Origin of the sequence: Streptomyces purpureus (assembly GCF_014648195.1) — a bacterium.
Lineage (GTDB): Bacteria > Actinomycetota > Actinomycetes > Streptomycetales > Streptomycetaceae > Streptomyces > Streptomyces purpureus.
In genome coordinates, this window is sequence record NZ_BMQQ01000003.1 from 315111 (window position 1) to 326609 (window position 11499).

Sequence of the window (11499 nt, forward strand, 5' to 3'; positions counted from 1 at the left end):
TGGCGGTTCTGGGGCGTACGGCAACGTCCTGACCTGCGGTGCAGCTGGTCCGGGCGGGGTTATGAACGGTGCTGTACGCCGGTGAATGCAACCAGAACTGCAACCACGGAAGTGGAGCAGCGTGAGTGTGTCCAGCGTCTGCTCGTGGCTCCTGGTCAGCGGGGAATCGCCTCCTTACTCCCCGTTCTGCGACCAGGCCGCAGTGAGCGCGGTGACCGGGTCACGGTCGGCTGGTGCCGCGGGCCACCATTCGCCGTCGCCGTCCTGGAGGTAGGGATACCAGCGGGTGTCGGGGCCCAGGCGCAGCTGGATGCCGCGGTGGGTGAGGGTGAGGGTGAGGCGGTTGCGCCAGGCTCTGAGATGTACGGGGGAGTCGGTCATCTCGGCGAGGGCCGCCTCCAGGGCGGCGCGGGTGGCCTTCATCACCGTAGGGTCGGGGGTGTGGGGCTGCTCGGCGACGGTGATGCCCATGGGGCCGCCGTGGCGCCAGGCGCGGGTGAGGCGTGCGAAGGCAGTGGGGTTGGCGCCGGTGTTCTGGATCAGGTGGTGGAACCACTCGGGTCCGGGGTTACTCGCGGCGATGCGGACGGCGTCCTGGTGCTGGGTCAGGTGCAGGTCGGCGGTGTCGCCCGCGAGGAGTCGGGCGGCGCGCGCGATGGCGTCGGTCATGAGGCGTTCCAGGTCCGCGGCGGCCAGGCCGGAGCCGGGTGGCGGGGCAACGGGCAGTGCCGTGGTGTGGGCGGCGGGGACCGGGAGTTCGGGCAGTTCGGGGGGCTCTTCGACCCAGTGGGCGTACGCGGCGGCAGCTGGGATGCCGGCCGGCGCCGGTGCGGCGGCGGTCTTCTGTACTGCCGTACGGCGTGCGCGCAGCTGGGTGAAGACCTCCTCGCGACCGCGGCCGCGCAGCGCGAAGAGCACGAACGGGTCGGTGTCGATGGTGGCGGCGATGGCGTAGCAGAGCGCGGCGGCGTGCTTGCAGGGGTATCCCCAGTCGGGGCAGGAACACTCGGGGTCGAGTTCGGTGGGTTGCGGGAGGAAGGGGACGCCTGCCTGGCAGGCGTCGTCGACGAGTTCGGCGGGCATCTCGCCGTCGAGAAGTGCTGCGAGATGCCCGGCGCGGGCCGCGATCGTGTCGAGCAGGGTGTCCCACTGAGGGTCGGTGAGGACGGGCAGGTGGACCGAGGAGCGGTACGGGCGTGGGCGGCTGCCCTGGACAGCGGCCTTGACCTGGCCCGGAGCGACGGTGACCGGGCCGACCATGCCTTTGCGGGCGTAGGTGCGTCCTCGCGAGAGCCGTCCGGAGTCCAGGGTGGAGTCCTCCAGGGCGGCCACCCATGCCTGGCCCCACCAGGTCGCGGCGAAGGCTCGCTTGCCGCGGGCGGGTGCACGGCGGGGGCCGGGGACGGCGGGGCTCATGACTGCCTTCCCAGGGCGACGAGTTCGGCGAGGTCGGCGTCGGACAGTTCGGTGAGGGCTGCCTCGCCGGAGCCGACGACGGCGTCGGCGAGGGCGCGCTTGGCTTCGAGCAGCTTCGCTACCTTGTCCTCCACGGTTCCCTCCGCGAGGAGCTTGTGCACCTGGACGGGTTTGTCCTGGCCGATGCGGTAGGCGCGGTCGGTGGCCTGGTCCTCGACGGCCGGGTTCCACCAGCGGTCGTAGTGCACGACGTGAGTCGCGCGAGTGAGGTTGAGTCCGGTGCCCGCCGCCTTCAACGACAGCAGGAACACTGGTACTTCACCGCGCTGGAAGCGGTCCACCATCTCCTCGCGCCGCGCGACGGGGGTGGCACCGTGCAGGAAGAGAGTGGGGACGCCGCGCTCGGCGAGATGCTTCTCCAGCAGAGCCGCCATCTGTTTGTACTGCGTGAAGACCAGCACGGATTCGCCTTCGGCGGTGATGGTGTCGAGAAGTTCGTCGAGCAGGTCGAGCTTGCCGGAGCGGCCCCGCAGGGGAGTGGACTGGCGCAGGCCGTGCTCTTTCAGATACTGGGCGGGGTGGTTGCAGATCTGCTTCAGCGCGGTGAGCAGCTTGAGTACCAGACCGCGCCGGGCGATGCCCTCCGACTCCGCGATCTTCGCCATGGTCTCGCGGACCTGTGCCTCGTACAGGCTGGTCTGCTCGGCCGTCAGCGGGACGATGTGGTCGGTCTCGGTCTTGGGCGGCAGTTCGGGCGCGATGCCGGGGTCGGACTTCTTGCGGCGCAGCAGGAAGGGACGTACGAGACGGGACAGGCGCTCGGCTGCCTCGGGATCCGAGCCCGCCTCGATGGCGCGGGCATGTCGGCCACGGAAGGCGGTGAGCGTGCCGAGGAGCCCGGGGGTGGTCCAGTCCAGCAGGGCCCACAGCTCGGAGAGGTTGTTCTCCACGGGGGTGCCGGTGAGAGCGACGCGGGCGCGGGCGGGCAGGGCGCGCAGTTCGCGGGCGGTGACGGCGTAGGGGTTCTTGACGTGCTGGGCCTCGTCGGCGGCCACAAGCGACCAGGCGGTCTCGGCGAGGGCTTCCCGGTCGCGGCGCAGCACCCCGTAGGTGACCAGGACGATCTCGTCGCCGGCCAGGTCCCCCAGGTGGCGGTCGCCGCCGTGGTAACGGCGTACGGGGGTGGACGGTGCGAATCTGGCGGCCTCGCGCTGCCAGTTGCCGAGCAGGGAGGCTGGGCAGACGACCAGGGTGGGGCCCGCGGTGGTGGGGTCGCTCTGGCGGTGCAGGTGCAGAGCGAGCAACGTGATGGTCTTGCCCAGGCCCATGTCGTCGGCGAGACAGCCGCCGAGGCCGAGCGCGCACATCTCGGCCAGCCAGGCCAGGCCCCGCTTCTGGTACTCGCGCAACGTGGCCTTGAGAGCGGTGGGCTGGGGCACGGGGGTGCGGGACTCGGGGTCGCGGATACGAGCGACCAAGTCGCCGAGCGCACCGACCGCCGTGCAGGGGACCCGGTCACCGTCCCTCTCGGTCTCGCCGGTCAGGGCGGCGCTCAACGCCTCCATGGGGGTGAGCGGTTCCATCCGGCGGCGCTTGGCGCGGGCCACCAGTTTCGGGTCGGCGACCACCCACTGGTCGCGGAGCCGGACGAGGGGACGGCGCGACTCTGCGAGGGCATCCATTTCGGCCTCGGTGAGCGGCTCGCCGCCGAGGGAGACCTGCCAGCGGAAGTCGAGGAGGGCCTCGGTGTCCAGCAGGCCGCCCGCGGCGGAACCGGGGGCGGTGCGCTGCCCGATCTCCGCGGTCGCGGTGAGTGCCTTGACCAGTTCGCGCGGCCAGTGCACGTCGACACCGGTCGCGCGCAGCGCGTCCGTGGCGTCCCCGAGGAGCTCGAAGGCTTCGTCGTCGGTCAACCGGAGCTGATCGGGAGCGGCATCGTCGAGCAGCCTCCGCAGCGGGGGCCAGGCACGGGCGCCGCGACGCAGGGCGAGCAGGGTCTCGGTCTCGGCGCGCGGGCCCAGCAGCCGCTCCACTTCGGTCGGCTCGCTCCACAGCCGTGCGGCCTCGATGACGAGCGCGGAGTCCGCCGAGGTGTGCAGTTGCAGGACGGCCCGGAACTGCCGTCGGCGTCCTTGGGGTACGTCGACGCGTAGGGAGACACTGACCTCGGCGGTGAGCGCCGCCTGGGTTTCCTCGGCCCATTCACGCAAGGCGGGCACGGCACGGGCCTCGCGCCAGGCGTACGGCAGCGCTCCCATCGCGAGCGGCGCCGCCGGCGTACGGACCAGGTCATCGGCGACCGCGTCGCAGAACTGGCGTACCAGCGCGGCCGGTTCGGCGATCCGTACCGGCGCAGGGCCTGGCTCGGGCAGGCAGTGGGCGTGCGGCGGGAAGGCGGCGGCCAGGGCATCCAGCGTCTGACGCTGGGCGGCGGTGAGGGGACCCACCTGCCAGGTATCGTAACCGGCGGGGGTGAGGGCCGGGTGGAGGCGGCCGTCGGCGAGCAGCCGCAGCGCGAAGCGAGTGGCGGTCTGCCAGGCGGCGCCGGAGGGATGCGTCGGCTCCGCGTCAGCCAGGGCGGAGATAGCGACGGCGACAGGCAGCGCGTAACCCTCGACCCTGTGCCGCCTGACCGAGCGGCCGTGCGGCAGGACCAGCTCCACCACCTCGGTCTCGAGGCCGGTGGGCGCCATACTGTCTCCGGCTGCTGCCCCGGTCGGCTTCCACAGCAGCAGGCGACCGAGGCGGGCGGGCTCACCGGGCAGGAACACCGCCGCCCAGCCGGTGCTGAGCAACTCCCTCACGAAGGTGGATGTTTCCTGCCTGGCCAGCGGCGGTGTGCTCCTCACGCCCGTACTCGGCTTTCGTACGATGACTCGTGCCACTCTCTTCCGCCCTGTCGCTTGCCGGACCCTCCCCAGGTCCGCTCACTACCGAACCCCACCAGGCAACGTCACATGCCGGCAACCGCGAGCCATGGCTTGACGGCTGGCGGCGGCGCCGCGACGGATACGCCGCTGCTGAACACACCGGTCCTCAACCGTACGGTGTGGCGCTACGGTGAGGCCATGAGCACCTGGGACCCATCCGCGCTGGAGGCGTTGGTCGAAGACGCCACCGTCGACGCCTACGGCGAGGATGAGCAGGTCACCGGCTTCTTCACGATGATCGAGGAGAGCCTTTCCGTGCCGTTCACCACGACTGTTCTCGGCGTCGACGTGAGCGTGGTCGGTGTCGATCTGGCCGAGGACGGGTGCGTGATCGCCCGCTGCGCCCGGGGGCCGGTCCGACAGGACATCGGAATTCTGGACCTGCCGCTGCCGGAACCCGCCCCCGAGGGCTCGCAGTGGATCGAGGCATACCGCTACTGGGCCCGCTGAACTGGCGCGTCGCACGACTGCCCGGCTGAGCCCGTGCTCGAACGGGCTGTCGCTCCGACCGCAGCTGACCTGACCGACTGCGGTAAACAGAGAGCACGTAGCGCGCATACCGCAGTATGCTTACCGCTATGGCTGACACCACACGCATCACGGTGACGCTGCCCACCGAGCAGGTGGCGGAGCTGAAGAAGATCACGGATAACGTCTCCGGCTACGTGGCCGAAGCGGTCGCCAGACAGATCCGGCACCAGCTTCTGGGGGCCGACCTGCGCAGCCACACAGACGAGCACGGCGCCTTCAGTGAGGAAGAGCTGGCCGAGGCGCGGGCGCGGATCTTCGGTACGACGCAGGCCGCCGGCGGCGCGAGCGCCGCGTGAGCGGGCACATCGAGACTGTCGTGCTGGACAGTGAGGGGCTGTCGGTCTGGGTGGCGCAGGACCGGAAGGTTCTGGCGATGTTCCAGGTGTTCCACGACATGGGAGCGGACCTTGTCGTCAGCGCCAACACCATCGTGGAGGTGAGCCACGCCAGGGTGAACCTGCCCCGACTGCAATGGGCACTCTCCCGGGTCAAGGTGGAGCCGGTCACGGAGGTAGCGGCCAAGGCGGCGGCGCAACTGCTCAAGGCCGCCGGTCTGCACGGACACAAGTACGCGATCGACGCCACCGTCGCCGAAGCGGCCTTGCGCCAGCCTGGCCCGGTAGCCATCCTCACGTCGGATGTCGATGACATGACCCGACTGTGCGGCAGCGAGGTCCGGATCATCGGGCTCTGACCGCTGCCGTGACTCCGTCACGGAGCCTGCGTCGGTCGCTCCATGGACGCGAGCGTGCACCTTTTCTGCTTGGCGACTATGTCCCGAATGTCGCCTGTAAATGCAACCGAAACTGCAACCACGGCATGCCGAAGAGCCGGACCGCAATCAACGGCCCGGCTCTTCGTTTCGCCTGTTCAGGCGGCTGCGGAGGATACGAGATTCGAACTCGTGAGGGGTTGCCCCCAACACGCTTTCCAAATGTTCGTATGGGGGGTCGGAAGTGGTCGTGGGTGTCCTGACCAGCTGTGGAGCGGACTGTTCAGCGGCGTCCGGACGCGGCTGAACGTAGGTGAATGAGACCAGAACTGAGACCACGATGTGAGTGGTGGGCAGCTCGCGTCGTTCGGCGGGTGCTGCATCCCGGTCAAATTCCTACTTGTTTGATAATGTCGATCCCATGAGCGAGGTTCCTTACAGCGTCGGCGAAGGGCCGGCCACCAGGGTCAGCCTCTCCCTCCCCGAGGGGACGGCGGAGGCGATCCGCCGACGGGTCGGCAAGCGTGAGTTCTCCGCCTTCATCACCGAAGCGGTGGAGCGCGAGCTGCGCGGTCAGATCTTGGATGAGTACCTGGCCGACTACGAACGCCGCCAGGGGCCGATCTCCGAGCACGAGCAGGAGCGGGCGCGCCGGGTCTTCGACGAGGTGTTCGCCGAGGAGGGGCAGTGGCCCGCCGCAAGCTGAGCCACGAAGGCACGCTCGTTCTCGACTGCGAGGGCCTGTCGAAGTTCGTCAGTGATCACGAGCCCGTCGTCGCCCTCGTCGCCGAAGCCCGCGGGCGGGGCATGGAGGTGGTCATCAGCGCACTCACCATCATCGAAGCGGTGCATCGCCGGACCGACAAGGCGCGGCTCGCGTGGGTCCTGTCCGGCGTGCGGATCGTGCACATCGGGGACGAGGAGGCCAAGGCCGCCTCAGCCATGCTGATCAACGCCGGGCTGCATGGTCACAGATACGCCATCGACGCCGCCGTGGCCGAGATGGCGCTGCGTCAGCGCCGCCCGGTCGTCATGCTCACATCGGACATCGACGACATGACGAAGCTCTGCGGCGACAGAGTGCGCCTCGTCGCCGTGTAGTAGACGCCCGAGACCCGAACGCCGAGGACGGAAGGCCGGCCCCGCACGTCCTTGTCCGAGCGCGGCGGTGTAGGGGGAGTCGGTGGCATCCAAGGCCGTGAACGGCTGCGTGGCCGGACGGCTCGTCTTTATGGTGCCGTGAGGCGCAGCAGCCGCGCATTGGCGTCGTCCGGCGCGAAACGGTCAGGGGTGAATTCCGTGGCGGACCGGAGTCCGAGCCACGCCAGCATGGCGAGGTGTTCCTCATGCGCCGGGTCGGCGAGGATCACTTTCAGGTCGCTGTAGCCGGGGGCACCGCCGCAGTCCTCTGGCGGGCACGCCCCGGCACCGTCCACGCAGTGCGGATAGTGAAGCCCGGCTGTGGCGGTCTGGAACTGCTCCACGGTGATGAGGTGCTCCCAGGAGTCCCCGAAGTCGTACATGTACACGAAGTGGGCGCCCGGCTTGAGCAGGGCGCCCAATGTGGCGGTGCGCTCGTCGCGGAACCCGAGTTCACCGCCGGGACGGCCGTACTGGACGCCATCGATGGTGAACGCGTGCATGTGGCAGTTCTGCCAGCCCATCGCTTGCTGGATCACGGAGTGAAGCCGGTCCAGCCGGATCGCGGCGGGCACCAGCAGCTGCCGCCAGACCCTGGGGTTGTCCACGTCGGCGAGTTCGACGAGGATCCGCAACACCGCGTCGCCCGGCTCGGCTTCGCCGCGCATCCGGGCCGTCTCGATGCGGCCGTCCGCCGTCAATTCGGCGGTGTCCTCGGCGAGATGGACAGCGCCCAGGGAGGCGAGGGCCTTCAGGACCCGTTGGACGTCGTGGTCGCCCGTGGTACGCAGATGTCCCAGACGGTCGGGGGGCAGGTCGTCGAGCACGTACAGCGGGCTGACCGCCTGCCACACCACCTCGTACAGGTCGCTGAGCGGCACCGGGGCCGTGGCCGTGTACAGGCGGTGCAGCAGCGCGCGCAGACCACGGTCGTACTCGTGCGAGAGCAGGGACTCCATCCAGCCGGAGATCGTCACGGCCGGGCCGATGTGCGGTAGCGCGGCGAACAGGGCGCCACGCAGTTCGTCGGGGTGGTCCAGCAGCTTGGAGTTCTTCTTCACCGGCAGCAGGCGCCCGCCCGCGGTCCGCAGCAGTCGTGCCGCCTTCGCCCACTCGACCAGCAGGGTGAGGTGGTACAGCTCCTCGCTGGACTTCGTCTTGAACGTACGGTCCCCGATCACCGGGTCCATCCGGTCGCCGGTGTCAAGAACCTCCACCAGTGCCCGCGCGTCGGCCAGCGTCACACGGCCGGTCTGGGTCAGCTTGCGGCCCGCGCCGACCCAACCGACCAGTGCTCGCACCTGCTCGACGGTCCTGCCCACTGTCTCACCCATGTTGACCCACACGTTCCGGCTCGATTGCGCCCGTTTGCCACCAAGCCCAGGATGACAGGCGGCGGGTAGCTGGTCCGGGATGCCTTCCGCCGACACACTCCTCCTGGACGCCTTCGCCGACCGGAAAACCGACCGGGTCTGGACACTCACCACCGCTTCTCTTCTGCACGCCCTCGACCGCGGACACACCCTCGACGAGCACCGTGGCTACCTCAACCAGGCCGCCCACACCCCGTACCCCAGACCGTCACCACCCTGCTCGACGACACCGCCCGCCGCACCGGCCGACTCCGCGACACAGGGCAGATCCATCTCCTCGAGTGCGCGGATGAGGCGCTGGCAGCCCTCATCATCAGCGACCGCCGCCTGCGCGTGCTGTGTACCCGAATCGGAGAACGCCACCTTGCAGTTTCCCCCGACCGTCTGCCGGCGTTCCGTAAAGCCCCCTGGCCCTGGGCTACCTGGGGCCGCACCCGTCCTGAGCTGTGGTGGAGCGTTGGAGGTGGCCTGATCCGAACAGGGTCGAACGGATGCGAATGAGACCAGAACTGAGACCAGCCCTGTCCCGGCTGCCGGTGGTCACTGCGAGGATCGGAGCTAGTCAGGTGAGTGAGGATCCCGGCTTCGGAGAGACTGCTCCGCGATGGCAGAGATGCGTCTGACCTGTTCTCGTAGCCGGGCAAGCTCAGCGGCCTGTTGCGGTCGCGCCACGATCTCGGACAGGGCGGCGACGACGGTTTCCTGGTGGTCGCCGGTGTCCAGCACCTGGGCGGCACGGTCGAGCAGCATGGCATCCACTCTGACCAGGCGGCTCGAATCCGGTGCTGATGGCGTGGTGGGCGCGGGGGTCGGCCGGGTCCCGGGGCGGGGTGTGGCCGGTGCCGGAGCCGGTCGGGGCTCAGCCATCGGCGAGGGTTCGGGCGCAACGCTGTCGGGGCTGCCGAGTACGGTGACCACCGGCTTCCGGTAGCAAACGTTTCTACCCGTCTTTGTTGTGCAGGCGATGAGTTCCATGGCGAGGTCGCAGACGGCTGGGCCGCTGAGGCGCTCCAACGCGTCTGTCAGCTCGGAGAGCTGGGCCGCCACCTGCCACGAGCTCGTCATGAAGTGGAACGTGCCGAGCTTGGGTGCCGCTGCGATCTGGAAGTTGATGTCGACGGAGGGCGTCGGGCCGCGACCATTCCTGGCCGCCAGCTTCCTGTCCGCAAGGAGCGGAGGGCAACCGCAGGGTTGGCCCTTCTTGTCCTCCGGCGACAGGAACTCCATGCCGTCGCACTCGTGGACGATGCCCCTACTGCCCCAGAGGACCATATGAGCCGCCACCGCGTCAGGTCCGTCCAGGAGAACGCGTACGCTCTCGCGGCTCGTCAGAACTTCGTAGGCAGGACCGCCGCCTCCTCCTCCGTTCGGTTGAGGCTCGCCACCCAGTAGCCCGGCAACCCGGGCGGCCACATCGGCATCGTCGGTGGTGACACGCCAGGCATCCAGGGCTTGGGGCCGACCGTCGGATAACCGTCCCTGGTGGAAGCGTCCGGCTCGGGTGGCTGTGCTCTGCGTCATTCGGGAACCTTGGTCGAGCGGGCAACAGGCAACGCGTCACCTCCCTGCCGGGCTGGATGCGGTGTGCCGCTACGCCACGGCAGGGTGGAGCTCCCCATGGTGCCCCCGGCGGTCACGGTTGCGTGGGCGTACATCAGACTTGGTTGTAGAGGGTCGCCAGGTCGACCAGCCGAATGTCCGGGCCGGCCGCCGCTGCAGCGTGCGCCTTGTCGTTGAATCCGGCTCCGCTGAAGCACAAGAGCTGTGTGTTCGTGGTGTCATAGCGGCCTGCCAGGGTGACGAGGTCGCGGATGTGCCGGAGACGTTCGATGTGGGCAGCGCCCATGGTGTCGTTCCATTTGGCCTCCCCGATGGCCAGCAGAGGTGGCTTGGTGCCATCTGCGATTCCGATGACCGCCACGTCGACCTCGTGGCCGGTGCGGGCCTTGGGGTCGTGAACGACTCCGTGTCCGATGCGGGCCGGCAGACCGCCGAGCAGTTCGGGGTCGGCGTGATGCAGGGCCCAGTCCCGGCAGACCTGCTCGAAGTGGGGCCCGAGGACGTTGCTGACGAAGCGGCGACGGCTGGCTTGCCAGACCCGTGCCGCGCTGCCTGGGCGTTCGAGCTGGTCCCAGACCGGTCGCATGATCGCGTGGTAAAAGCCGATCAGCGGTTCGGCGATGCGGTAGGTGGGGCGGTTGTCGCGGAAGGCGTCCGCGTCCCGGTGCAGTAGACCCGCGTCTTCGAGGACGTTGATGGGGTGGGCGATGTCGGTGGCCTTGCGTTCCAGGTAGCCGGCCATGCCCCCGCGGGTGGCGTTGCCGTCGGCGACGGCCGCCAGGACGGACAGGTACAGGGCGGTGTCGCGAAGGTCGGGTTCTTCGGCCAGCAGATAGCGGGCCTCGCGGAAGAGCGGGGTTTCGGGGTTGAGGACGGTGCGGACGACCCAGTTGTCGAAGTCATCCGGCCCTTTTGGCGTGTCGCCGCGTGCGAATTCGCGCCGATAGGCCGGGGTGCCGCCAACGATCGCGTTCACTTTCATGGCCAAGTGAGGGTCGGCGATGTCCCAGAACTCGGCGGCGAGGCGGTGGTCGAGAGGGCGGACGACCAGTTCCAGCCCCGCCCGGCCGCGCAGCGGGGCATTGCCCGACAGCAGTCGGCCCATGAAGGACAGTGCCGAGCCGCACAGCAGCAGCCGGGTACGGGAGCCGGTGCGCTGGTCACGCAGGGGCCGCAACGCCTCCTGGATGATCGAGGGCAGCTCGGGGTTGGCCTTGGCAAGGTACGGAAACTCGTCGATCACGACGGGGACGGGACGCTCGACGCCGAGGGCGAGCAGTGCGTCGACGGCCTCTGCCCAGTCGGCGAAGTGGAACGGGCTGGCAGGACGGACGTGGGCGGTCAGTGCCGCGCTGATCCGCCGTAGCGACTCGGCATCGGCGGCCTCGGTCGCACCGAAGTAGAACCCTCCGGCGGCTCGGCAGGTGGCATCAAGCAGGAACGTCTTGCCCTGGCGGCGGCGCCCGGAGACCACGCCCAGAGTCGCGCCGGGCTGCGGATCGGTGATGAACCGGCTCAGCGCCGACCACTCGTAATCCCGGTCGAACATCTCGGCAGGCTTGTCCACGAGTGGCTCCAGATATAGAAGTACGCCTACATAAAACATACTCCTACTTCTGAGCCCTCGCAGTGCGACGCCCGTCGACCCCGACGCTGCTCCCCTCTACCCCGCGGCGAGAAATGTCTTGAATGTCGCAAATGAATGAGACCAAAACTGAGACCAGGGCATGCCGAAGACCCCGGCCGCTGGAGCGGTCCGGGGTCTTCGTTTCGCCTGTTCAGGCGGCTGCGGAGGATACGAGATTCGAACTCGTGAGGGGTTGCCCCCAACACGCTT

At 69.1% G+C, this 11499-nt stretch carries 10 protein-coding genes; 5 read left to right on the top strand and 5 right to left on the bottom strand.

Annotation, left to right across the window (positions count from 1 at the left end):
* Positions 1-174 precede the first annotated feature (174 nt).
* Both IEZ01_RS06985 and IEZ01_RS06990 read right to left on the bottom strand, forming a co-directional pair.
* Entirely contained in the window at positions 175-1416 is a 1242-nt protein-coding gene (locus tag IEZ01_RS06985) for an SWIM zinc finger family protein (protein WP_019887681.1), read from the bottom strand.
* On the bottom strand, positions 1413-4220 hold the full coding sequence (locus IEZ01_RS06990) for an SCO1167/SCO6262 family helicase (protein ID WP_028797720.1): 2808 nt from the start codon (positions 4218-4220) through the stop codon (positions 1413-1415). The genes IEZ01_RS06985 and IEZ01_RS06990 overlap by 4 nt, the downstream gene beginning before the upstream one ends.
* Before the next feature lie 264 nt (positions 4221-4484).
* Here IEZ01_RS06990 and IEZ01_RS06995 point away from each other — a divergent pair, with 264 nt between their 5' ends.
* From IEZ01_RS06995 to IEZ01_RS07015, 5 genes are all read left to right on the top strand, one after another.
* Positions 4485-4796 (top strand): hypothetical protein, encoded by a 312-nt coding sequence (locus tag IEZ01_RS06995; RefSeq protein WP_189200469.1) that lies wholly within the window; start codon positions 4485-4487, stop codon positions 4794-4796.
* A 128-nt stretch (positions 4797-4924) separates the two neighbouring features.
* Positions 4925-5173 (top strand): hypothetical protein, encoded by a 249-nt coding sequence (locus tag IEZ01_RS07000; protein WP_019887678.1) that lies wholly within the window; start codon positions 4925-4927, stop codon positions 5171-5173.
* Entirely contained in the window at positions 5170-5571 is a 402-nt protein-coding gene (locus IEZ01_RS07005) for a DNA-binding protein (RefSeq protein ID WP_189200471.1), read from the top strand. The genes IEZ01_RS07000 and IEZ01_RS07005 overlap by 4 nt, the downstream gene beginning before the upstream one ends.
* 439 nt (positions 5572-6010) lie before the next feature.
* Positions 6011-6295: a hypothetical protein gene (locus tag IEZ01_RS07010; protein WP_019887676.1), complete on the top strand. Its 285-nt coding sequence runs from the start codon at positions 6011-6013 to the stop codon at positions 6293-6295.
* Positions 6277-6690: a DNA-binding protein gene (locus IEZ01_RS07015; protein ID WP_189200473.1), complete on the top strand. Its 414-nt coding sequence runs from the start codon at positions 6277-6279 to the stop codon at positions 6688-6690. The genes IEZ01_RS07010 and IEZ01_RS07015 overlap by 19 nt, the downstream gene beginning before the upstream one ends.
* Before the next feature lie 128 nt (positions 6691-6818).
* Here IEZ01_RS07015 and IEZ01_RS07020 read toward each other — a convergent pair whose 3' ends face one another.
* From IEZ01_RS07020 to IEZ01_RS07035, 3 genes are all read right to left on the bottom strand, one after another.
* Positions 6819-8063 carry a plasmid pRiA4b ORF-3 family protein gene (locus tag IEZ01_RS07020; protein ID WP_229832747.1) on the bottom strand — a complete coding sequence of 415 codons (1245 nt, stop codon included), beginning with the start codon at positions 8061-8063 and terminating at the stop codon, positions 6819-6821.
* 597 nt (positions 8064-8660) lie between these two features.
* Positions 8661-9623: a recombination directionality factor gene (locus IEZ01_RS07030; RefSeq protein ID WP_189200477.1), complete on the bottom strand. Its 963-nt coding sequence runs from the start codon at positions 9621-9623 to the stop codon at positions 8661-8663.
* Between the two features lie 133 nt (positions 9624-9756).
* A complete protein-coding gene (locus tag IEZ01_RS07035; protein WP_189200479.1) occupies positions 9757-11229 on the bottom strand; it encodes an AAA family ATPase in 1473 nt (490 codons plus the stop codon).
* Positions 11230-11499 lie beyond the last annotated feature (270 nt).